This window comes from Rhodococcus sp. JS3073, from assembly GCF_026810085.1.
Lineage (GTDB): Bacteria > Actinomycetota > Actinomycetes > Mycobacteriales > Mycobacteriaceae > Rhodococcus_F > Rhodococcus_F wratislaviensis.
On sequence record NZ_CP113951.1, the window covers coordinates 2,458,695 to 2,485,617 of the forward strand.

General features: G+C 71.0%; 1 protein-coding gene. It reads right to left on the reverse strand.

The features are described 5' to 3' along the window. Nucleotides 1-55: 55 nt before the first annotated feature. Nucleotides 56-26,812 (reverse strand): non-ribosomal peptide synthase/polyketide synthase, encoded by a 26,757-nt coding sequence (locus tag OYT95_RS11115; RefSeq protein WP_268791471.1) that lies wholly within the window; start codon nucleotides 26,810-26,812, stop codon nucleotides 56-58. Nucleotides 26,813-26,923 lie beyond the last annotated feature (111 nt).

Here is a 26,923-nt window from a genome sequence, read left to right on the forward strand (position 1 = left end):
GTTCGCCGTCCACAGGGCGCACAGACCCCATCGTTGCACAGCGGCGCGGCTCTGTTCAGCGGATTCGGTCGTCGCGGCGCGGGGTGCGACCGGCTTCGAGATACCTCGACAGCACCGGCCCGATGACGGCGAGGGACTGTGGCTCGATCATGTCGTTGTGTCCGCAGTCCACCCGGTGCTCCACGATTCGACCGGTCACCAGCGGTCTCCACTCGTCCGCCGACCGGGCGCGCGTGGTGCCGTCGTCGTCGCCGGTCGCGGGGAAGATCAGCAGCTCGCCATCGTAAACCTGCGGCTCGAACCGGTGGACCAGTTTTCGTGAATTCTCGTATCCGCCGTTGATTCGCTCGAGGTGTTCTCCGCGCAGTCCGGAGTCACTGCCCCACGATTCGTTGAGGAGTTCCGCCGCGCGTTCGTACGTGAGGTCGCCGTCGGTCGCGACGACGAGCCCCAGTCCGCGGAGCAGATCCCGCATGTCGAGCTTCCCGAACAGCGAATCCTCTCCGTTGTCGGGATAGCTGTCCATGACCGCGAGGGTGGCGACCTCCTCACCGGCATTCTGGAGTTCGACGGCCATCGCGTGGGCGATGACCCCGCCCAGCGACCAGCCGAGGAGGTCGTACGGCCCCTCCGGCTGGATGGCCTTCATCTCCTCGACGTACCGGTGCGCAAGTTGTTCGATCGACTGGTAGTCGCCGTCCCCGCTGATCGTGGGCAATTGGAGTCCGTACACCCGGCGGTCGGCGGGCAGATACCGGATGAGGCCCGCGTACCCCCAGGAGAGCCCGATTCCCGGGTGGACACAGAACAGCGGCCGTCCGGTGCCCTCGGTGCGCAGCGGAATCACCACCCCGAGTGCCTCCATGACACCGCCCTCCGCCGACGGCAGTGCGATCCTGCCTGCGAGGCCGGACGGGGTGGGATCGAGGAACATCCATTGCAGCGGGATCTTCCGGTCGAGTCTCTCCTGCAGGGCGGCGATCACCTTCGTGGCGAGCAGGGAGTTGCCGCTCCGCTCGAAGAAGTTGTCGTCCGCCCCCACCCGGTCGAGCCCGAGGACGTCGGCGAAGACGTCCACGACCGCCGCCTCCAGGTCGTTCGCGGGCAACCGGAAGCGGGCGCCCGACAGGAACTCGGGTGCGGGCAGTGCGGCGCGATCCAGCTTGCCCACCGGCGTCAGCGGAATCTGTTCGAGCACGACGATCGCGGCGGGCACCATGTGGGCGGGCAACCGCTCCCCGACGAGACGGGTGAGTTCCGCGGTGTCGACGTCCGCGCCGCCGATCGGACGGACATACGAGACGAGCAGCGGTTCCCCCGCAGGCCCGGCACGGCCGACCGTGACGGCGAACCCGACGTCGGGATGGGTGGTGAGTGCCGCGTCGATCTCGCCGGGTTCGATGCGGAACCCGCGGATCTTCACCTGGAAGTCGGTGCGCCCGACGTACTCGAGGGTGCCGTCCCGGCGCCACCGCACCACGTCTCCTGTGCGGTACATCCGCTCGCCCGGGACACCCCAGGGCGCGGCCACGAAGCGGGAGGCCGTCAGACCGGGCCGACGGTGATACCCGGCCGCCAGGGCGCGTCCCGACACGTACAGCTCACCGACCACACCGACCGGCACCGGGCGGAGCCGCGGATCCAGCACGACCTCCGAGACGCCGCGGGTGGGTGCGCCGAGCGTGATCGGGTCGCCCGGCACCAGCACGTCGCTGATGTTCGACATGATCGTGGTCTCGGTCGGCCCGTACGCGTTGAACATCCGGCGGCCGGGCGCCCACCGGGCGACGAGTTCGGGTGGACAGGCCTCACCGGCCACGACCAGCGTCCGCAGCGACTCGAAGCCGAGGGGGTCCATCGACGCCAGCGCGGTCGGGGTGACGAATCCGTGGGACACGCGCTCGTCGCTCAGCAGTCCGGCCAGTTCGGTGCCGCCGTAGATCGTCGGCGGAGCGATCACCAGCGTCGCACCCGCACAGAATGCCATCACGAGTTCGAACACGGACGCGTCGAAACTCGGCGACGCGAAGTGCAGCACCCGGGAGCCGGGGGTAACGGCGAGACGGTCGCGCTCCTCCGCGGCGAGGTTCGCCAGGCCACGGTGCGTGACGGCCACTCCCTTGGGGATACCCGTGGATCCGGACGTGTAGATGAGGTACGCGGGATGTGATTCGTGCAGCGGTGCCGTCCGGTCCCCGTCGGTGACGGGGGCGGGCGACTGCACCCGGATCCGCTCCTCGTCTTCGGCGTCGTCGAGCACGATCCAGTTCACGGTGTCGGGCAGCCGATCTCGGGGTGCCCGGAGGGTCACCCCGGACACGGCACCGGAGTCGGTGAGCATGTGCTCGATGCGGTCGAGTGGATACCCGGGGTCGACCGGCAGGAACGCGGCGCCCGTTCGAGCGACGGCCCACACCGACAGCACCGATTCGATCGAGCGCGGCAGGCTCAGAGCGACGGTGGTTCCCGGACCCGCACCGTGCTCGATCAGCCGGCGCGCCAGCCGGTTCGACGCCTCGTCGAGTTCGCGGTAGCTGATCGTCCTGCCCCGGTAGGACACCGCGTCGGCGCCCCGGTCTCGATCGACCGCGGCCGACAGCAGTTCCGGCAGAAGGACATTCGGGGCGTCGGGTGCTCCGTGCGCCGGGGTGAGCGCCGCGACTTCGTCGCTGCCGAGGATCTCGATGTCGCCGACCGGAATGACGGGTTCCGCGGTGACCGTGTCGAGGATGCGCACGAACCGTTCCGCGAAACCCCGCACCGTGTCGGCGTCGAACAGGTCGGTCGCGTAGTCGATCGCACCCACCATGCCCGCGGGCGTGCCGTCCGCGGCGAACCGCTCGTCGAGGATCACCTCGAGGTCCACCTTCACGACGTCGAGGTCGGGATCGAGCCCCTCGACGCTCAGCCCCGGCAACCGCAGCGTGGGAGTCTCGGTGTTCTGGAATTCGAGGGACACCTGGAAGAGCGGCGAATGGGCGGTCGACCGCACCGGTCCGACGGCGTCCACCACCCGTTCGAAGGGCACGTCGGCGTGCGCGAAGGCGCCGAGATCGGCATCGCGCACCCGCGTGAGCAGGTCACGGAACGGCTGTCCCGCCTCGACGGGGGTGCGCAGGGCCAGCGTGCCGACGAACATTCCGACGAGGTCGTCGAGCGCCGCCTCACCGCGGCCCGCGATCGGGGTCCCGATCGCCACGTCCCCCGTGCCGCCGAGCCGCCCGAGCAGGACCGCGAGTGCGGCGTGCACGATCATGAACTCGGTGGACCGGTGCTCTCGCGCCGCCGTCCGGATCCGCTCGTGGAGGCCGGGGGCGATCGCGAAGCGCACCCGGTCGCCGTGGAACGACTGTTGTGCGGGACGCCGACGGTCGGCAGGCAGTTCGAGGAGTTCGGGCAGCCCGGCCAGCGCCGACTCCCAGTAGGCCAGTTGCCGCGAGAGCAGCGACCCGGGATCGTCCTCCGAACCCAGCAGCCCGCGTTGCCACAGTGTGTAGTCGGCGTACTGGACCGGCAGCGGCGTCCATGCGGGAGCGCGACCGTGGACGCGGGACTCGTACGCGATCATCACGTCCCGCACCAGCGGTGCCATCGAGAAACCGTCGGCCGAGATGTGGTGGACCACGACGGCGAGCACGTGGTCCGTCGGGTCCAGGGAGAACAGGGCGACGCGCAGCGGTACGGCGGCGGCGACGTCGAAGCCGGCCGACACCAGCCGGGTGAGCTCCTCCCGGAGGCGACTTTCGTCTGCGACCGCGATCGGCCCGAGCGTCGGCGCTTGTTCCGATCGGCCACAGCCCTGGTGGCCGGTGGGCGCGAGGATCTCCTGGACGGGTTCGCCGTCGCGGAGCGGGAAGCGGGTGCGCAACGACTCGTGCCGGGTCACGACGTCCGTGACCGCGGCGGTCAGCGCATCCACGTCGAGGTCGCCGGTGAGCCGCACCACCATCGGGATGTTGTAGGCGGGCGAACTCGTGTCGAACTGGTTGATGAACCACATGCGTTGCTGGGCGTACGACAGCGGGATGCGGTCCGGGCGGTCCCCGGCGGTGAGGGCGGGACGGCCGGACGGACCCGCCCCCGCGTGCTCGATGCGCGCGGCCAACGCCTGGGCCGTGGGCGCCTCGAACAGCGCCCGCACCCCGATGTCGGTGTCGAGTGCGGCACGCAGGCGGGCCACCGCGCGGGTCGCGCTCAGTGAGTTGCCGCCGAGGTCGAAGAATCCCGCATCCGCACTCACCCGGTCGAGCCCGAGGACCTCCGCGAAGACTTCGGCCACCGTCGCCTCGACCGGATCGGCGGGTGCCCGGTATTCGCGCGCGCCGACGTCGAATTCGGGTGCGGGCAGGGCTTTGCGGTCGAACTTGCGGACGGCGTTCAGCGGGATCTCGTCCAGCACCGTGATCGACGACGGAACCATGTGGGCGGGCAGTCTGCCCGCGAGGCGGCGGGTGATCGTCTCGGTGTCGAGGGCTCGCTCGGGTGCGGGCACGACATAGGACGCGAGGAGTGTGTCCCCGGCCGGGCCGCGGTAGGCGACCGTGACCGCGAACCGGACGTCGGGGTCCGCCATGAGGGTGGTGTCGATCTCGCCGAGTTCGATGCGGAACCCGCGCACCTTCACCTGGAAGTCGCTGCGGCCCAGGTACTCGATGGTGCGCTCGGGGGTCCAGCGCACGATGTCGCCGGTGCGGTACATCCGTTGCCCTGGCTCGGCGGGGTCGGCGACGAACCGTTCCGCCGTCAGCCCGGGGCGCCGGTGGTAGCCGCGCGCCAGTCCCGCACCGGCGAGGTACAACTCCCCCGGAACCCCCGCCGGAACGGGCTGCAGCCGGGAATCGAGCACCAACTCCGTGACACCGCGGATCGGTCCACCGATGGTGATGCGCTCCCCCGGGGTCAGGGGATCGCTGATGTTGGACATGACTGTGGTCTCGGTCGGCCCGTACGCGTTGTACAACCGGCGCCCCGGCGCCCACCGGGACACGAGTTCGGGTGGGCAGGCCTCGCCGCCGACCGCGACGTCGGTGAACTGATCCAGCCCCGCCGGGTCGAGGGACGCGAGCGCCGCCGTGGTGACGAACGCGTGCGTGACGTGCCGGTCGCGGATCAGCTGGGCGAGTTCGTCGCCGCCGAAGACGGTGGTCGGCGCGATCACCATCGTCGCCGCCGCGCCGAACGCCTGCAGATACTCGAATACGGATCCGTCGAAACTCGGTGTCGAGAAGTGCAGCGTCCGGGACCCGGGATCCGCCCCGAAGCGGGCGAGTTGATCTCGGGCGAAATTGTCGAGACCGCGGTGCGTCACGGTCACGCCCTTCGGCCTGCCGGTGGACCCGGACGTGTAGACGAGGTAGGCGGCCGTGTCGAGGGTGACCGGTGCCGTGCGGTCGCCGTCGCCGACCGGTGCCGCGGATGCGGCCGCGCACTCGGCGGCGAACGCGGGGTCGTCGAGGACCAGCCAGCCGATGCTTTCGGGCAGGCGGGCGCGATGCTCGGACGTCGTCAGCCCGAGTGCGCACTCCGAATCGGTGAGCATGTGCGCGATGCGCTCGCCCGGATAGTTCGGGTCGACGGGCACGAACACGGCCCCGGTCCTGGCCACCGCCCAGACGCACAGCACCGACTCGATCGACCGTGGGATACCCACGGCCACCGACGTTTCCGGTCCGAGTCCGCGGGCGATCAGAGCACGGGCGAGCCGATTGGACCGCTCGTCCAGCTCCCGGTACGACACCTCGACGTCGCCGGACGACAGGGCGACCGCATCGGGGTCGACCGCGGCGGCGTCCGTGAAGATCTGCGGGAGCGTGCGGACGGAGCCGGCGGGACCACCGCGGACCGGTACCAGTTCTGCGCGTTCCCGCTCGGTGAGCAGTGACAGCCGGGCCAGCGGAACGTCGGGTCCGGCGCAGGCGTCGAGCACCCGCACCACCCGCTCGGCGATGTCCTCGATCGCGCCGGGGGCGAACAGGTCGGGCACGTACTCGAACTTCAGGTGCAGGCTCGCCGCCGCCGACGCGACGAGGCTCAGCGGGTAGTGGGCGGCGTCGCGGGCATCCACGCCGGTCACGCGGAGCCCGGCGATGTCGGTGTCTTCCGACAGCCCGGCCCGGTCCACCGGGTACGACTCGAACACGGTGAGGGTGTCGAACCCGACGCCGGGACCCGCGGCGTCCTGGATCTCGGCGAGACCCGTGTAGTGGTGATCGAGCATCGCCGCCTGCTCGGCCTGCACCCGCTCCAGCAACGCGCCGAGCGTCTCCTCCGGGCGCAGCGTGACGCGCACCGGAACGGTGTTGATGAACAGCCCGACCATCGTCTCGATGCCGGAGAGTTCCGGCGGCCGGCCGGAAACGGTGGCGCCGAACACGACGTCGTCGCGTCCGGTGAGCATCCCCAGCACGATGCCCCATGCCGTCTGCAGAATGCTGTTGAGGGTGAGCCCGCGAGCGCGCGCGGATTCGCGCAGCCGGTCGGTCCGGTCCTCGTCGAGGTCGAACACCCACTCCCGCGACACGGTCGACAGCTGCCGAGCCCGGTCGGCGGGCACCAGCAGCGTCGGTTCCTCGACCCCCGCGAGGGCGTCCGCCCAGGCCCGCGCGGCCAGGTCGGTGTCGCGCCCCTTCATCCACGCCAGGTAGTCGCGGTAGTCCCGTACCCGGGGCAGCGGCGCGGGGTCGGCATTCGTGGCGTACAGCGTGAGCAGTTCCCGGATCATCAGCGGCATCGACCAGCCGTCGAGCAGGATGTGGTGGTTCGTCGACACCAGTCGCCGGCGTCCGCCGGGCGTCCGCACCAGCAGGAACCGGATCAGTGGTGCGGTGGCCATGTCGAAGGGGGTGGTCCGGTCGGCGGCCAGTAGTCGCTCGATCTCGGCGGCCGCCGCGTCCTGGCCCAGTCCGCTCAGGTCGATTTCCCGCCAGGGCACGGCAACCCGGCCCGAGACGACCTGCACGGCCCCGCCCTCGGAGTCGTGACAGAACGCGCTGCGCAGGTTCGGGTGACGGTCGAGGAGCGCGGCTGCGGCCCGGCGCAGTCGAGCCGCATCGACGTCGCCGCCGAGGTCGAGAATCAGCTGGACGAGGTAGGCGTCCACCGATTCGTCGGCCAGTTCGGCGTGGAACAGCATGCCCGCCTGCAGCGGTGACAGCGGCCAGACGTCGGTCATCGCCGGATAGCGGCGCACGAGGTCGTCGATCGCGCTCTGGCCGAGCCGGACGAGGTTCAGGTCGGACGGGGTGAATCCGCCGCCACCGGACCTGGCGTGCGCGGTGATGGCCTCGAGCGCGCCGACCCACAGGCTCGCGAGTTCGCCGACGTCGTCGGCCGCGATCACCCCGACGGGGAACGACCACGTGGCGGTCAGGGCGGGACCTGCGGCGGTGTCGGTGGTCCTGGCGTTCACGTCGACGACGGCCGCCGCGGGCAGCCCGGAATGCGCGGCGGCGGCGAGGCCCGCGTCGGCGACCGGCGTCCAGGCGCCGTCCGGCGCGGAACCCGAACCGAGCCTGCCGAGGTAGTTGAAGCTCACCTGCGCGCCCGGCAGGGCCGCGAGCACGGGAGCCGTCTCGGGGGCGAGGTACCGGAGCAGCCCGAACCCGATGCCGTGGTCGGGGATCGACTGCAACCGCTCCTTCACCGCCTTGACCGCGGCACCGGCGGCGGGGCCGGCCGCGAACGCGTCGTCGACGTCCACGCCGCTCAGGTCGAGGCCCACCGGGAAGATCGTGGTGAACCAGCCGACGGTGCGGGCGAGATCGGCGCCCGGAACCACCTGCTCCTCACGACCGTGCCCCTCGAGATTCACCAGCGCGCCGGACGACTCGATCCCCCGCGCCCGGCGCCAGCGCACCAGCGCCAACGCCAGCGCCGTCAGCAGTCCGTCTCCGACACTCCCGTGGAAGGCCTGTGGCAGCGTCGTCAGCAGCGCCTCGGTCACCTCGACGGGGATCCGGACCTCGACGTCGGCGGTCTGGACGTCGGTGGCGGTGAGGGGCCGCGACCCGAGCGGCGGGTCCGGGGTGTCGAGCATCCGCCGCCACAGGTCGAGTTCGGCTGTGTGAGAGGGTTCCTGCGCCACGTCCGTGAGGGCGTGCGCCCACCGGCGCATCGACGTGCCGGTGCCGGGCAGGGCGGGCGACTCACCCGCCAGCACCTGAGCGCACGCGAGGGCGAGGTCGGGGACGAGGATGCGCCACGACACCCCGTCGACCACCACGTGATGGGCGACGATCAGCAGCCGTCCCGCGGCGGCCGGTGTCGCGTTGCTCGCGAACCACACCGCCTGCACCATCACACCCGACTCCGGGTCGAGCCGGCTCGCGGCGGCGCCCAGTTCGCGGGACGCGGCCTCGGTGAACGAGTCCACGGCGTCGAGCGGCACCGTGCGCAGCACCGCTGTCGCCCGCACCCAGCCGGGCGGCGCGACCGCCATCGCCGCGCCGCGCTCGGCCCGGTCGCTGCGGTACAGCCGGGCGCGCAGCATGTCGTGCCGGTCCAGGACGGCCTGCATCGCCGCCGTCAGCGTGTCTTCGTCCAGTGCGGCGGGAGTCGTGAACAGCGCGGCCTGGGAATACCGCCGGAAATCGCCGTCCCTGCCCAGCATCCAGTGCACGATCGGGGTCAGGGGGAATTCGCCGACGCCGCCGCCGGGCAGTTCCTCCAACGTGACCGTCTGCTCGCCCGCGGTCGCGACCTCAGCGAGTGCGGCAACCGTTCTGCGTTCGAACACGTCCCGCGGGGTGATCACCACCCCGGACGCCTTCGCCCGCGTGACGAGCTGAATCGACATGATGGAGTCGCCGCCCACCGCGAAGAACGAGTCGTCGACTCCCACCGAGTCGAGGCCGAGCACCTCGGCGAACAGGCCGGCGAGGATCCGCTCCGTCTCCGTCGCCGGTGCGCGGCCGAGCGACACCTGCCGTCCGAAGTCCGGTTCGGGCAGCGCTCGGCGGTCGAGTTTGCCGTTCACGGTGAGGGGCAGGGCGTCGAGTACCACCACGGCCGCGGGCACCATGTGCGCCGCCAGGCGGCCGGCGACCGTGTCGACGATTCCGGCCGGGTCCAGCACCCGGCCCGCCTCGGGCACCACGTAGCCCACCAGTCGCTCGCGCCGCGCCAGCACCACCGACTGCGCCACGCCTTCGCAGGCGAGGAGCGCCGACTCCACCTCACCGAGCTCGATGCGGAACCCCCTGACCTGAACCTGGAAGTCGTTGCGGCCCAGATATTCCAGCTGCCCGTCCGCGTTCCACCGGCCGAGGTCGCCGGATCGGTACATCCGCGAACCGGGTGTGTGCGGGTCGGCCACGAACCGGGTCGACGTGAGCGCGAACCGGCCCAGATACCCACGGGATACCTGCGCGCCCGACACGTAGAGTTCCCCGACCACTCCCGGCGGTACCGGGTGCAGGCGGGAGTCGAGCACGTACACGCGCAGTCCGGGCAATGCCCGGCCGATCACGGAGGCCGACGCGGACGCGGCGAGTTCCTCGTCCAGCGGCAGGTGGCTGACGTGCACGGTGGTTTCCGTGATGCCGTACATGTTCACCAGCACCGGGGTGGTGTCGACGTGTCGCGCGTACCAGCGGGTGAGCTGTCCCAGGTCGAGGGCTTCGCCGCCGAACACCACGACGCGGAGGGCGAGTGCGGTGGTGCCGGCGACCCGGTCCGCCTCGGCGAGTTGGTAGAAGGCGGTGGGAGTCTGATTCAGGACGGTGACGCTCTCGTCCCGCAGCAGGCGCAGGAACATGTCGGGTGAGCGGGTCGTGAAGTAGTCGACCACCACCAGCCGGCCACCGTGGAGCAGCGCACCCCACAGCTCCCAGACGGAGAAGTCGAACGCCGCCGAGTGGAACATGGTCCACACGTCGGATGCGTCGAACCGGAACAGCGGCTGCGTGTCCGCGAACAGGGTGACGACGTTGCGGTGCGCCACCTGAACGCCTTTCGGCTGCCCCGTGGATCCGGAGGTGTAGATGACGTACGCCACCGAGTCCGGGCGCAGCGGCCCGGTCCGGTCGCCGTCGGTCACCGGCAGCGGCGACGCACGGTCGAGTTCGGCCGCCACGTCCGGGCTGTCCACGAGGAGGAGGGGGACCCCGCTCGCCCGGACCGCGTCGGATTCGGCCTCGGTGGTCAGCACACACACCGGGCGGGCGTCGGCGAACACGAACGCGAGCCGCTCGGCCGGATACGTGACGTCCACGGGCACATACCCGGCGCCCGACTTCACCACCGCGAGCAGCGCCACCACCAGATCCACCGACCGCGCCGCGGCGACGGCCACCAGGGTCTCGGGGCCGGCGCCCCGCGCGATCAGCAGCCGCGCCAGACGATTCGCCCGGGTATCCAGCTCGTCGTAGGTGAGGGACACGCCTTCGCACACGACGGCCGTCGCGTGGCGGGATCGCTGCGCCGCCCGCTCGAAGAGTTCCGCCAGGGTCGCGTCCGGCGGGGCGGGCCCGGCGAGCGCCGGCAGCAGCAGGTCGCGCTCCACGGCGTCCAGGATCTCGATGTCGCCCACCGGGAGCTCCGTGGCACCGGCGACCGACTCGAGCACCCGGAGGAACCGTTCCCCGAACCGGGCGACGGTGTCGCGATCGAGCACATCCGTCGCGAACCGCAGTCCGGCAGCGAGTCCGGCGGGCGCGCCGTCCGCGTCGATCTGTTCGGCGAGGCTCAGTTCCAGGTCGAACTTCGCGACGCCGAGGTCCACGTCGAGCGAGTCGACGGTGAGACCGGGCAGTTCGAGGTGGGTGCCCTCCGCGTTCCGGAACTCGATGAGCACCTGGAACAGCGGGGTGTGCGACGTGGATCGTTCGGGGGCGAGATGATCGACCAGCCGCTCGAACGGGATGTCCGCGTGCTCGAACGCACCGAGGTCGGCGGCCCGGACCGCCGTCAGTACCTCACCGAACGACGCCCGCGGATCCACCACGGTCCGCAGGACGAGCGTGTTGACGAACATGCCCACCACGTCGTCGAGCACCGCCTGCCCGCGACCGGCGACGGGCGTGCCCATCGTGACGTCGTCCGTGCCCGACAACCGGGACAGCAGGACGGCGAACGCCGCGTGGACCGCCATGAACAGTGTCGAATTATGTTGGGTCGCGATCGTGTTCAACGCCCGGTGCAGCCGGGCAGGCACGTCGAACTCCACGACGCCCCCGCGGTACGACCGCTGGACGGGGCGCGGCCGGTCGACGGGGATCTGCAGCACCTCGGGCGCACCGGACAGGGTGTCCGTCCAGTAGCCCAGTTGCCTCGACAGCACCGAGTCCGGTTCGTCCACCGCACCGAGGAAGTCCCGCTGCCACACGCTGTAGTCGGCGTACTGCACCGGCAGCGGGGTCCAGCCGGGTGTCTCCCCCACGGTCCGGGCGGTGTACGCGAGCATGACGTCGCGGGCCAGCGGCATCATCGAGAACCCGTCGGCGGCGATGTGGTGCACGACGATCGCCAGGACGTGTTTCTCCGGCCCCCGCTCGAACAGCCGGGCACGGAACGGGATCTCGTCACTCACGTCGAAACCGGTGCCGGCCAGGGCCGCGAGGGCGTCCCGCAGAGCACGATCATCGGAGACGGCCACCGGATCGAGGCCGGGCGTGGCCCGCCCCGGATCGACGATCACCTGGTGCGGTCCGTCGACCGACCCGGGAAACACGGTGCGCAGCGATTCCTGGCGTTCGACCACGTCGCCGACCGCTGCGAGCAGGGCGGCGTGATCGAGGGTGCCGGTCAGTCGCAGGGCGATCGGGATGTTGTAGGCGGGCGAGGACGTGTCGAACTGGTTGACGAACCACATCCGTTGCTGCGCCAGCGACAACGGGATCCGGTCGGGGCGCGGTCGTGCGGTGAGTGCCACCGACGGGGTGGTCGCCGTCGCGGCCGAGTCGATCCGGACGGCCAGATCGGAGACGACAGGCGCGTCGAACAGTGCGGCCACACCGATCCCGGCGTCGAGGGCGGAGTTGATGCGCGCGACCGCCCGGGTGGCGCTGAGCGAGTCGCCGCCGAGTTCGAAGAAGCTGTCGTCGGCGCCGACGCGCGGGGCACCGAGCACGTCGGCGAACACCTGCGCGACGGCCTCCTCGATCGGAGTGGTGGGCGCCCGGTACCCGAGGGTCGCCGACGTGAATTCCGGTGCGGGCAGCGCTTTCCGGTCGAGTTTGCCGACGGGGGTCAGCGGAATCTCGTCGAGGACCACCACTGCGGCGGGCACCATGTACTTGGGCAGGATCCGGCCCGCGAACGCGAGCACGTCCGGTGCCGCGACCTCCTCGCCGTCGTGCGGCAGCACGTACGACACCAGCGCCGTGTCCCCCAGTGGGCCCGGCCTGCCGAGGGTCGCGGCGAAGTCGAGGTGGGGGTGGGTGGTGAGAACGGAATCGATCTCCCCCAGTTCGACGCGCTGACCGCGGATCTTCACCTGGAAGTCGCTGCGCCCGAGGTATTCGAGGGTGTGGTCGCGACGCCACCGCACGACGTCGCCCGTGCGGTACATCCGGCCGCCGCCGTAGGGGTCGGCGACGAACCGCTCCGCGGTGAGAGCGGGCCGCCGGTGATATCCGCGGGCCAGAGCCGTTCCCGCGATGTACAGCTCACCCGGCACCCCGGCCGGAACGGGCTGCAGCCGCGCGTCGAGGACCGACAGCGCGATGCCGCGGACGGGGCCCCCGATGGTGACCGGTTCTCCCGGTCTCATCGGCCGGCTGAAGGTGGTGAGGATGGTGGCCTCGGTGGGGCCGTAGCCGTTGAACATCGCCCGATCCGCACCCCACGCGGCGACCAGTTCGTCGCCGACGGCGTCGCCGGCCACGACGAGCGCCTCGAGGTGCTCGATACCGTCGCGCTCCACGGTGGCCAGGACGGCCGGGGTGATGCAGGCGTGGGTGACGCGTTCGCGACGCAGCAGCGCCGCCAGTTCCGCCCCGCCGTAGACGTCGGGGGGAGCGATCACGAGCGTCGCCCCCGCGGCACACGACTGGACGAGTTCGAGTATCGCCACGTCGAAGCTGGGTGAACAGATGTGCAGGCACCGGGCGTCGGGCGACACGGTGTAGTGCTCGGTCTGCTCGGTGAGCAGGTTCGCCAGACCGCGGTGGGTGACGACGACACCCTTCGGCCTGCCGGTGGATCCGGACGTGTAGATCGCATACGCGGCGTGGTCGACGTCGAGCACCGACCGGCGGTCCAGGTCGGTCACGCGGGCGGAGGGTGCGGCGGACCACGTGCGGTCGAAGACCGGATCGTCCAGCACCAGCCACGGCACGGAACCGGGCAATCGGTGCCGGTGAGCCGACGTCGTCACACCCAGTGCCGCACCGGAATCGGCCAGCATGTGCTCGATGCGGTCGGCGGGATAGTTCGGGTCGACGGGCACGAACGCCGCGCCCGCTTTCGCGACCGCCCACACCGCGAGCACCGATTCCCGTGACCGGGGCAACCCGAGCGCCACGAACGTCTCCGGTCCGGCACCACGATCGATGAGCACGCGGGCCAGCGCGCTCGACCGCTCGTCGAGTTCGCGGTAACTCGTCTCGCGTCCGTCGAAGACGAGCGCGGGCGCCTCCGGCCGGTTCCAGGCCGAGGCCGTGAGGATCTCCGGCAGGGTCTTCGGCGGCCCGGCCGGGGCGCCGGACACCGCGGTGTACTCCTGGAGTTCGGCCTCCGACAGCAGCGTGAGGTGGGCGATCGGCGTGTCGATGTCCGACAGCAGGATCTGCACGACGCGCGCGACGCGGGCCGCCACCGACTCCGCGAACTCGCCCTGGAAGACGTTCGGCTGGTAGCGCAGTCGCAGGTGCAGTCCGGTGTCGACGTGCGCCATCAGGGTGAACGGATAGTGGGTGGAGTCGATCCCCTCGATCCCCGCGACGTGCATGCCGTCGATGTCGGTGTCTTCCGACAATCCCATGCGGTCCACCGGATACGACTCGAACACGGTCAGCGTGTCGAACGCGGCGCCCGCGCCCACGGCGCGCTGGATCTCCGTGAGTCCCACGTAGTGGTGATCGAGGAGGGCGGACTGTTCACGCTGGAAACGCTGCAGCAGTTCCGCGAGCGTCTCCTCGCGGCGCAGGCGCAGCCGGACGGGCACCGTGTTGATGAACAGCCCCACCATCGACTCGATGCCGGCGACTCCCGGTGGGCGGCCGGACACCGTGGCTCCGAAAACCACGTCCTCGCGCGTGCCGAGCGTGGTCAGCACCAGCCCCCACGCCACCTGGACGAGGGTGTTCATCGTCAGCCCGTGCTCGCGCGCGAGCGCCTCGAGCGCCCGGGTCTTCTCCTCGCCCACGTCGAGGCGCACGTCCTCGGGTTCGGCGAAGCTCTGCTCGCCGCGCGCCGCCGGTGCCACGAATGTCGGCTCGTCCGAGCCGGCGAGGGCGGATACCCAGGCGGCCGTGGAGCGTTCGTGGTCCTGCCTGCCGATCCACTGCAGGTAGTCGCGGTACGACGTGACGCGGGGAAGGGCCGTCGTGTCGCCGTCCGTGGCGTAGAGGACGAGCAGGTCCTTGATCACCAGTGGCGTGGACCATCCGTCGAGGAGGATGTGGTGATGCGTGACGACCAGCCGGCACCGGTCGGGTGCGGTGCGCAGCACCGTGAATCGGAGCAGCGGCGCCTCGGACATCTCGAACGGGACGGCGCGGTCGGCCGCCACGAGTGCCGACGCCTCCGCGGCGAGCCGGGTGTCGTCGAGATGTGTCAGGTCGACCTCGGTCCACGGCGCGGTCACCGAATCGAGTACCACCTGGACCGGTCCGCCGCCGGTGTCCGCGAACGCCACCCGGAGGTTCGTGTGCCGGTCGAGCAGGCCCTGTGCGGCGCGGCGGAGCCTCGCGGAGTCGACGGTGCCGCGCAGGTCGAGGACCAGCTGCACCTGATAGGCGTCGAGGCGATGCTCGGACAGCTGCGCGTGGAACAGCAGACCCGCCTGCAGCGGTGACAGCGGCCAGATGTCGGCGAGGTCCGGGTAGGTGCCCTCGAGCCGGTCGATGTCTGCCTGCCCGACGGGTACCAGATCGAGATCGGACGGTGTCAGCCCGCCCGCGCCCGGACGGCTCGCGTGCTCGGCCAGGGCGGTGAGTCCTCGAACCCACAGTGCGGACAGCTCCTCGACGTCCTCGGCGGCCAGCACACCGGCGGGGTACGACCACGTCGCCGTGAGCACCGGTGCGCCGTCCCGGACGGTGGTGGCGGCGTTGACGTCCACCACCCAGGCGGCGGGCATGTCGTAGTTCTGGGTTCCGCCGAGGTCCCCGCTGCCCGCGACGGGCAGCCAGGGCACCTCGCCCGCGCTCGTCGCCACCCGGCCGAGGTAGTTGAAACTCACCTGCGGTGGCCGGAATCGGCTCAGCGCCGCGGAGCCGACCGGATCGAGGTACCGCAGCATCCCGTAACCGATGCCGTGATCGGGGATCGCGAGCAGCTGTTCCTTGACCGCTTTGATCGCGGCCCCGGCGGCGTCGTCGCCGGCGAGGGCGGCATCGACGTCGACGCCCGCGAGGTCGAGTCGCGCCGGGAACAGTGTGGTGAACCACCCGACGGTGCGGGACAGGTCGGCGCCGGGCACGACGTGGTCTTCGCGGCCGTGCCCCTCGAGGTTGACCAGCACGTCGGCCGTCTCGACCCCACGACGGCGCCGCCACCGAATCGTCGCCAGTGTGAGCGCCGTGAGCAGGCCGTCGCCGACGGTGCCGTGGAAGGCCGCGGGCAATGTGGTGAGGAGTGCCTCGGTGACGTGTGCGGGTACGTCCACGGTGACGCGGCCCGTCGTGGCATCGACGTCGACGGCCGGATCCAGCGCCCGGAAGCCGAGAAGCGGATCGGGGCCGTCGAGGATCGACTGCCACCGCCCCGCTTCCGTGCGCCGGGCCGCGACGGCATCGGTGAGTCCGTGCGCCCACCGCCGCATCGACGTCCCGATGGCAGGCAGCGCGGCGGGCAGGCCCTCGGCGACGCGAGTGTGGGCCGCCGCCAGATCCGAGATCAGGATCCGCCACGACACGCCGTCGACCACGAGATGATGTGCGACCAGCAGCAACCGCCCCTGCCCGCCGGGACCGTCGAACCAGAGCACCTGCACCATGCTGGCCGAGGCCGGGTCCAGGCGGTCCGCCGCCGCATTCAGTTCCGCTCTCGCCACCGCATCGAAGTCGCCGGCGTCGAACGACGTGACTGGCACGCGATGGATCAGCGCGTCGGCAGGCACCGATCCGGTCGGCAGCACCGTCATGGCCCACTGCCCCGACTCGTCGACGGCAAGCCGCGCGCGGAGCATGTCGTGGCGGTCCAGCACGGCGTCGACGGCGGCGGCGAGATCGTCACGGGTGAGCCGGGGCGGCGCGGTGACCAGCACGGCCTGCGAGAACCGGTTCAGCCGGCCGCCGCTGCGCCCCAGCATCCACGCGACGACGGGTGTCAGCGGAACCGGGCCGACGCCACCGCCGGGCAGTTCCTCCAGCACCACGGCATCCGCGCGCTCGTAGTGGGCCACCTCGGCGAGACCGGCGACGGTCCTGCGCTCGAACACGTCCCGCGGGGAGAGGATCAGACCCGCGGCCTTCGCGCGGGCCACCAACTGGATCGACATGATGCTGTCGCCGCCCAGCGCGAAGAACGAATCGTCCACACCCACCGACTCGAGTCCCAGCACATCCTGGAACAGGCCGGCGAGCAGCGCCTCCGTCTCGGTGCGTGGCGGACGACTGTCGGTGACGGCGACCCCGAAGTCCGGTTCCGGCAGCGCCTTCCGGTCGAGCTTGCCGTGGACCGTCACCGGGAGTGCCGCGATCACCACGACGGCCGCGGGCACCATGTACGACGCGAGCCGCGTGCCTGCGAACTGCACCACCTCACCCGGATCGATGTCCGCTCCGGGTTCGGGGACCACGTACCCGATCAGCCGGTCGCCGGAGTGGCCGTCCCGGCGCACGTCGGCGACCGCCGCCGCCACGTCGCCGTGTGCGAGGAGCGCCGACTCGACCTCGCCCAGCTCGATCCGGAATCCGCGGATCTTCACCTGGAAGTCGGTGCGCCCGAGGTAGTCGAGTTGTCCGTCCGCCGTCCAGCGCACGAGGTCGCCGGTCCGGTACATCCGGCCGCCCGCAGGCCCGAAGGGGTTGGCCACGAAGCGTTCCGCGGTGAGCGAATACCGACCGTGATAGCCGCGCGCGAGCGCGGGTCCGGCGAGGTACAGCTCCCCCGCGACCCCCGCCGGCACGGGATGCAGCCGCTGATCGAGGACCGCCTCGGTGAACCCGAGCGTCGGCGCGCCGATCGTGACCGGTAGGCCCGGCGTCAGTGGGGTGCTGATGCTCGACACGACGGTCGACTCGGTCGGACCGTACGCGTCGAACATGGCCCGGCCCGGCGCCCAGCGGGCCACCAGTTCCGGTGGGCAGGCCTCGCCGCCGGTCACGACGCACCGCACGCTCTCGAGGCCGGCGGGATCGACCGAGGCGAGCGCCGCCGGGGTGACGAAGCAGTGCGTGACCCGCTCGCGCAGCAGCAGTTCCGCCAGCTCGTCGCCGCCGTAGACGGACGGGGACGCGATCACCATCGTCGCGCCCGGCCCGACCGCCAGCATCAGCTCGAGCACCGAGGCGTCGAAGCTCGGCGACGCGAAGTGCAGGGTCCGGGACGCCCCGGTCGTGCCGAACGTGTTCTGCTCCGTCGCAGCGAGATTCGCCAGACCGCGGTGTGTGGTCACGACGCCCTTCGGTCGGCCCGTCGATCCCGACGTGTAGATGACGTACGCGGGGTGGTCCACGTGCAACGCCGACGTGCGGTCGGTGTCGGTCACCGCCGCCGCCGGGAGCAGCGCCAGCTCGGCCTCGGTCCCGGGCTCGCCCGGCACCAGCCACGGGATCGACGCGGGGAGGGCCGACCGCAGCGCGGCCGTGGTGAGACCGGCGACGGCGCCGGAGTCGCCGAGCATGTACTCGATGCGCTCGGCCGGATGGTTCGGGTCGACGGGCAGGAACGCGGCCCCGGTCTTGGCCACCGACCAGACGGCCAGCACGGATTCGATCGACCGCGGCAATGCCAGCGCCACCACCTGTTCCGGGCCGACGCCGCGCTCGATCAGGAGGCGGGCGAGCCTGTTCGACCACTCGTCGAGGTCCCGGTAGGACACCGGACGCCCGTCGAAGGACAGCGCCGCAGCATCCGGGTCCGCGGCCGCGGCGGCCCTCAGCAACTGCGGCAGCGTCCGTGCCGCCACGCCGGGGCCCCCGCTCGCGGACGTCAGTGCGGCCCGCTCGCCGGCGCCGAGGACGTCGACGTCACCGACCGGGGCGTCCGGCGACTCGGTGACAGCGCTCAGGATCCGGACCAGGCGCTCGGCGAACGCGGCCACCGTGTCGGCGTCGAAGATGTCGGTGGCGTACCCGAGTGCCGCACTGATGCCCGCGGGATGCCCGTCGGCGTCGACGTTCTCCCGCAGGGTCAGCTGGAGGTCGAAATTGATCGTGTCGAACGCGAGGTCGAGGGGTTCGACGTGCAGGCCCGGCAGCTCCAGCTCGGGGCGCTCGGTGTTCTGGAATTCGAGCATCACCTGGAACAGCGGCGAGTACGCCGTCGACCGGGAGGGACGCAGGCGCTCCACGACGCGTTCGAACGGGACGTCCGCGTGCGTGAACGCCCCGAGATCGGCCTCGCGGACCTGCACGAGCAGCTCGGCGAACGTACGGGAACCGTCGACGGGGGTGCGGAGCACGAGGGTGTTCACGAACATCCCGACCAGGTCGTCGAGCTCGGCCTCGCCGCGGCCGGCGATGGGTGTGCCCACGGCGATGTCGTCCGACACGCTCAGCCGCGACAGCAGGATCGCCAGCGCGGCGTGCAGGGCCATGAACACGGTCGATCCGTGCCTGCGGGCGAGCTGCACGACGCTCCGGTGGAGATCGGGGTCGAGCTCGAACTCGACCCGGCCTGCACCCAGGGTGCGCGCGGCCGGGCGGGGCCGGTCCGTCGGCAGTTCCAGTACGTCGGGGAGGCCGTCCAGCGTGGCGGTCCAGTAGGCGAGTTGGCGGGCGAGCGGCGACCCGTCGTCGTCTTCGCCCCCGAGCCAGTCTCGTTGCCACAGTGTGTAGTCGGCGTACTGCACGGGAAGCGGGGTCCAGTCGGGCGCGGCGCCGCGGCACCGGGCGGTGTACGCCGACAGGACGTCGCGGGCGAGCGGAACCATCGAGAAGCCGTCCGCCGCGATGTGGTGCACGACCACGGCGAGCACGTGCTCGCGCTCGGTCACCCCGAACAGCCGGGCCCGCACCGGCGCCTCCGTCGTCACGTCGAACCCGGCGGAGAGCAGCCGGTGAAGTTCGGCGTCGAGGTCCGCCGACCCGACGGCGTGCGGGGTGAGAGCGGGCGCCACGTTCTCCGCCGCGAGGATCACCTGCCGCGGACCGCTGTCGGTGAGGGGGAACACGGTGCGCAGGGACTCGTGGCGCTCGACGACGTCGGTCACGGCCGCCTGCAGCGCCTGCGCGTCGAGAGTGCCGTCGAGGCGGAGCGCGATCGCCACGTTGTACGCCGCGCTGGCCGTGTCGAACTGATTGATGAACCACATCCGCTGTTGTGCGAGCGAGACGGGGACCTCCCGCGACGGATCCCGCGGGGTCGGCGCCGGCCGCGATTCCGGGCCGGAGCCCCCGGCCTCGGCGCGGGCGGCCAACCCGGCGACGGTCGGGGCGTCGAACACGTCACGCACGCCCAGTCGGTTGCCGACCGCAGCGTTGATGCGGGCGACGAGCCGGGTCGCGGAAAGCGAGTTCCCGCCGAGCGCGAAGAAGCTGTCGTTCGCCCCGACCCGGACGACGCCGAGCAGGTCGGCGAACACGGCGGCGACGATCTCCTCCACCGGATTGCGCGGGGCGGCGAATCCCACTGTCGACGTTCCGAAATCTGCTTCCGGCAGCGCTTTCCGGTCGAGTTTGCCGTTGACCGTCAGGGGCAGGGCGTCGATCACCACCACCGCGGCCGGCACCATGTACGACGGTACGGTCTCCCCGACCGCGCCCAGAACCGCCGCCGCGTCGACATCCGCACCCGCCTCCGGGACCACGTAACCCACCAGCCGGTCGCCGTCCCGGTCGTCGCCGCGCACCACGACCACCGACTGCGCGACCCCGGCGCACGCGGCCAGGGCGGCCTCCACTTCGCCGAGTTCCACCCGGAAACCGCGCAGCTGCACCTGGAAGTCGCTGCGCCCGACATACTCGAGCCGTCCGCCCGCACCCCACTTCACGACGTCGCCCGACCGGTACATGCGTGCCCCCGCCCGGTGGTGGTCGAACGGGTCGGCGACGAAACGCGTCGCGGTCAAACCCTGCCGGCCGATGTAGCCGCGGGTCACCTGGTCGCCGGACACGTACAGCTCGCCCACCACCCCGGGCGGCACCGGATGCAGCCGGCCGTCCAGGACGTAGACGCGCAGACCGGGGAGTCCGCCGCCGATCACCGAGCCCGGCACGGACGCCGCCAGCGCGCGGTCGAGGGCGAGGAAGCTGACGTGCACCGTGGTCTCGGTGATGCCGTACATGTTCACCAGCACGGGGGTCCGGTCGTCGTGCCGGGTGTACCACCGCTCCAGTTGCCCGACGTCGAGGGCCTCGCCACCGAAGATCACGTGCCGCAACGACAGTGGTGTCTGGTCAGTGTCCTCGACGGCGCTCGCCGCACGGTCGGCCTCCGTCAGCTGGTAGAACGCCGTCGGGGTCTGGTTCAGCACCGTCACCCGTTCCCGGCGCAGCAGTTCGAGGAACGTGTCCGGCGACCGTGCGGTGAAGTAGTCGACCAGCACCAGCCTGCCACCGTGGACGAGCGCACCCCACAGTTCCCAGACGGAGAAGTCGAAAGCGTACGAGTGGAACAGCGTCCACACGTCGGATGCGTCGAACCCGAACAGTTCCCGGGTGTTGGCCAGCAGCGTGACGACGCACCGATGCGACACCTGCACGCCCTTCGGCCGCCCGGTCGATCCCGACGTGAAGATGACGTATGCAATGGCGTCGGCCCGCAGCGGCCGCAACCGGTCCGAATCGGTGACCGGCAGCCCGGACAGTTCCGCCACCGCACCGGCCGTCGCCGGAGTGTCGATCACCACCACCGGAATCCCAGCCGGTGCCAGCGCGGAGAATTCGGCGCTGACCACGGCGCAGACGGGCTGCGCGTCGTCGAACATCGCCGCCACCCGCTCGGCGGGATAGCTGGTGTCGACGGGCACGTACCCGCCACCGGCCGCGAGCACGGCCAGCAACGTCACCACGAGGGCAGGCGTGCGATCCACCATCACCGCGACCAGCGACTCGGTTCCCACACCCTCGGCGATCAGCAACCGTGCCAACCGGTTCGCCTGCTCGTCCAGTTCACCGTAGGTCATCGTCTCGTCGCCGCTCACCACCGCGGTGGCGTCCGGGGTTACCGCGGCCACCCGCGCGAACAGCTCGACCACGGTCTGCGCGTCGACAGTGGCACCCTCGCGGTTCCACCGGTCCAGCACCAGATCGCGCTCGGCCGCACCGAGAACCGGAATGTCGCCCACCACCGCCGCCGGGTCGTCCACCACCGCCCGCAACACCCGGACGAAACGCTCCCCGAACCCGTCCACCGACGTCCGGTCGAACACGTCCGTCGCAAACAGGAAGGCAGCGGACATCCCTGCCGCGGTGCCCTTTTCGTCGTGGTGTTCGGCGAGCGACAGTTGCAGATCGAACTTGGCGACACCCGGGTCGACGTCCACCGCTTCGACGGTCAGACCCGGCAGCTCGAGGTGGGCGCGCACGGTGTTCTGGAATTCGAGCAGCACCTGGAACAACGGCGAGTGGGATGTGGACCGGCCGGGAGCGAGCTCGTCGACGACGCTTTCGAAGGGAACGTCCGTGTGCCCGAACGCGCCGAGATCGGTGTCCCGGGCCCGGGCCAGCACGTCGACGAACACCTCGTCCGACTCCACCGGGGTTCGTAGCACCAGCGTGTTCACGAACATCCCCACGAGGTCGTCCAGCGCCGCCTCGCCGCGGCCCGCGATCGGGGTACCGATGGCGACATCACCCGATCCGGACATCCTCGACAGCAGCACGGCGAGCGCCGCATGCATCACCATGAACAGCGTCGCGTTGTGCTCGCGCGCGAGGAGCAGCAGTTGCCGGTGCAGGCCCGCGTCGATCGAGAACGCCGCGGTCGCGCCCTCGAGTGAGCGGGTGACCGGCCGGTTCCGGTCGAGCGGCAGCGCGCTGACCTCCGGTAGTCCGGCCAGCACATCGCGCCAGTACCGCAGCTGCCGGGACATCAGGCTGTCCGCGTCGTCGGCACTGCCGAGAAGGCGACGCTGCCACACGCTGAAGTCGGCGTACTGCACGGGCAGCGGCTCCCAGCTCGGCACGGTCCCGGACCGGCGCGCCGAGTAGGCGACCATCAGGTCGCGAGCCAGCGGCGCGAGTGACGCCCCGTCGGCGGCGATGTGATGCACCACGATCACCAGCACGTGTTCGTCGGGGCCGGTCCACAACAGCGCCGCGCGCAAGGGGACCTTCGCGCTCACGTCGAACCCGCCGGCGAGGAGGGTCGCGATCCTCTCGTGCAGCGACTCGTCGCCGTCGACGTGCGGGGTGAGGTCGGGGAGGACGTCCGCGGTGTCGACGACCACCTGGTAGGGCCCGTCCGGCGACGCCGGATACACGGTGCGCAACGACTCGTGCCGCTCGATCACATCCCCCACCGCGGCCCGCAGCGTGTCCGCGTCCAGAGGACCGGTGAGGCGCACGGCCATCGGGATGTTGTACGCCACCGACGCCGGGTCGAACTGGTTGATGAACCACATCCGTTGCTGCGCCAGCGACAACGGAATCCGCTCGGGCCGATCCCCGACGATCAGGGGTGGCCGGTCCACGAGCTCCGTACCGGCACGGCGAACGTAGGCCGCCAGTAGTTCGACGGTGGGCGCCTCGAACAACGCCCGCACACCCACGTCCGATCCGAGGGCCGCGTTGACGCGCGCGATCACCCGCGTCGCCACGAGAGAATTGCCGCCGAGGTCGAAGAAGCTGTCGTCGACACTGATCCGGTCGACGCCGAGGACCTCCGTGAAGACCTCGGCGATCGACTCCTCGACCGGGTCGGTCGGCGCCTTGAACTCGGCGGCGGCGGACAGGAACCGCGGTTCCGGCAGCGCCGCCCTGTCCAGCTTCCCGACCGGGTTCAACGGGATCTCGTCCAGCACCACGATGACCGACGGAACCATGTACGCCGGCAACCGGTTCCGCACCTGCCGCAGCAGTTCCGTCGTCTCGATCGGCCTGCCCGCGGCCGGGACGACGTACGAGACCAGGACTGTGTCCCCGGACGGTCCCGGCCTGCCGATGGTGACGGCCAGTCGCACGTCCGGATGTGTCTGCAGCATCGCGTCGATCTCGCCGAGCTCGATGCGGAAACCGCGCACCTTCACCTGGAAATCGCTGCGCCGCAGGTACTCGAGCGTGTGGTCGGGCCGCCACCGCACCACGTCACCGGTGCGGTACATGCGGCCCCGGCCGTACGGGTCGGCGACGAACCGCGCCGCGGTGAGGCCCGGCCGCCGGTGATACCCCCGGGCCACGCCGCACCCGGCGATGTACAGCTCACCCGGTACCCCCACGGGCACCGGACGGAGCCGGGCGTCGAGCACCACTTCCTCGGCGCCCCGGATCGGCCCGCCCAGCGTGATCGGGTCGCCGGGGGTCATCGGCGCGCTGATGTTCGCCATGATGGTGGTCTCGGTGGGACCGTACGCGTTGTACAGCCTGCGACCCGGCGCCCACCGTGCCACCAGCTCCGGCGGGCAGGCCTCACCGCCCACGACCACGTCGAGGAAGTCGACCAGCGCATCGGGCGGGATCGTGCCGAGCGCGGCGGTGGTGACGAAGCCGTGCGTGACACGTTCCGACTTCAGCAGGTCGGCCAGTTCCGCGCCGCCGTACGCGGACGGCGGCACCACCACCATCGTCGCGCCCACCCCGAAAGCCTGCAGGTACTCGAAGACGGACGCGTCGAAACTCGGGGTCGAAAAGTGCAGCGTCCGGGACGATCTCGTGGCACCGAACCGCTCCTGCTGGTCGGCAGCGAAGTTGTCCAGCCCGCGGTGTGTGACGGCGACGCCCTTCGGTTGCCCCGTCGAGCCGGACGTGTAGATCAGATACGCAGCATTGTCGAGGTGCAGGGGCCGAATGCGGTCGGAGTCGGTCAGCGGACGATCGGAGCGGGCGGCGGAGCCGGCCTGGAAGTCCGAATCGTCCAGCACGCACCACGGAATCGAGTCGTGCAGGCGGCCGCGCACCGACTTCTCCGTCAGACCCAGCACCACACCCGAATCGGCGAGCATGTAGTCGATCCGATCGGCCGGGTAGTTCGGGTCCACCGGAACGAATGCCGCCCCGGTCTTCGCGACGGCCCACACGGACGCCACCGACCGGAACGAACGCGGCAGCGCCAATGCGACGAACGATTCCGGTCCCACCCCGCGGTCGATCAGCATCCGCGCGACCTGCGTGGACCACCGGTCCAGTTCGCGGTACGACAACTCCTCGCCCTGCCGGGACAGGGCCGTCGCCGCCGGATCCAGTGCGGCGGCGTCCGCGAACACGTCGGACAGGGTGCGCTCGGACCGGCCCGGCCGTCCTCGTACCGGGGTCAGCGCGGAATATTGGTCTTCGGAGAGGATCTCGATGTCACCGACCGGGACATCCGGATCGGCCGCCATCGCGCCGAGAATTCGGAGGTACCGTTCGGCGGCCACCCGGATCGTGAGGGCGTCGAACAGGTCGGCGGCGAAACAGAACTCGATGGTGACGCCCGCCGGTCCGCCCGACTCGTCGGCCGCCTCGGTGACGGAGACGCGCAGGTCGAGACCGGACACGGTGGAATCGGCCGAGCCGGGCGCGCGGGTGTCGAGCAGCACCTGGACGATCGGTGCGTACGCGTCCGACGCCGACCCTCCGAGTTCCCGCACCAGGCGGTCGAACGGAACGCCGGTGTGCGCCACCGCCTCGATGGCGACGTCCCGGACGTGCGCCAGGTAGTCGCGGCACGACATCTCGCTCGCGTACCGCGACCGCACCACCACGGTGTCGGTGCGATCGCCCACGTCCACCACCGTTCCGACGGCGATGTCGCTGCTTCCGGTGACCCTGCCCAGCAGGATCGACAGGGCCGTCAGGAACACCATCCGGCCGCTGGTCCCGGCGGCATCGGCCAGTGCGGCCACACGCCGGTGCAATTCCCCCGGCACCACCACGGTGACCCGGTCGCTCGCCTGCGACAACCTCGCGGGCCGCCGACGGTCGGTGGGCAGCGGCAGGAGGTCGGGCAATCCGTCCAGCTGCCGGCGCCAGTACTCGATTTCCGCCGCCTCGCGCAGAAGTCGTTCACCGGTGCGGGAACTGATCTCGTGGATGCTGCCCACCCGGGACGCCGGGTCTGCGGTGGCGAGTTCTTCCAGCAACTCGACGAACTGCCGGTGGTGCTCCCGCAGTTCGTCGTCCTCGTAGCGGCTGGGGTTCGCGCGGAAGTCCACGAAGATCCTGGTGGGGGTGCCGCTCTGATACACGTTGATCAGCAGGTCTTCGACCGGACCCGACGTGACGATGTGGAAATCGCCGAGGAGCGGACCCAGCGCGACCTCCTGGCGGAACAACATGACGTTCACCATCGGCCCGTACAGTGCCGTCGTCGCGGTGTCGCCGGCGTCGCGGCGGATGTCGTCGAGGCTGCACCGCTGGTGCCGCAGTGCGGCGACCAGCTCACGCTGGACCTTCTCGATCAGTTCCGCGACGGTGTCGTCGGCCCGGACGCTGACGGGCATCGGGGCCACGTTGACGAGCATGCCCCCGGAATTGCGCAGCACCGCCGTGGTGCGCGCCGACACCGGAATGGTCACCAGCACATCGGTTCTGCCGGTGCGTCGCGACAGGTAGCACGCCGCGGCCGCGATGATGGTCGCCGCCGACAGGCTGTCGCGGGAATCGAGAACGGCCACGACGTCGTCCGAGAGGACCGCGCTCTCCACCGTACTGGTGGCCGACACGTGCCCCGCCGTCCGCGCCAGCGTGGTGCCCTCGAGCCCGGCCACCCGCCCCGCCCAGTACTCCCGATCGGTCACGAAACGCTCGGATGCGCGGTACCGGCTGTCGATGTCGTACAGCTGCCGCAGGCTCACCGCGCGGTTCGGATCCGGTTCGCGGCCCGCGATTTTCGCGGAGTACCGGTGCGCGATCCGGCGCAGCATCGTCATGGCGCCGTAGCCGTCGAGGGCGACGTGGTGAATCCTGCTGTACCACAGGAAGTGCGCGTCACCGATCTGCAGGATCGACGTCTCCACCAGCCGGTCGGCGCTCAGATCGAGCGGCGTGACGTAATCACGTTCCATCCATTCGTGCGCCGCCACCACCGGATTTTCTTCGGCACGGAAGTCGACGTACGCGATCGACGTGTCCGTCCGATGGTCCACGTACTGCAGCGGCCTGCCGTCGACGTCGTACACCTTGAGGAAGGGCGATTCGAATTCGCGGGCCGCTTCCACCGTCTCCTGCCGCAGCAGGTCGATGTCCAGCGCACCGTGGAACTCGACGTACTGGGCGATGAAGATCGGGACCTGCGGTTCGAGTTGCTGCGCGAACCACGTTGCCCGCTGCGCCGCCGAGAGCGGAAACGGTTCGCCGCCGCCCGGAGCGGAATCGGTCAGTCCCTCCCCCGGGACACGGAGGTCCGCGGGGCGGCGCGTTTCCCCCGCCCCCGGAACGGGTCCTTCACTTTGTCCAGGGCACACTCGAACTCGACCTCGCCCCGCCCTACCAGGACGGACGCACTGTTTCGAGTATCCGCCCGCAGGGCGCGCCGGGTCCAGGGCACTGCGGGGTCAAAGCCGCCAATGGATACT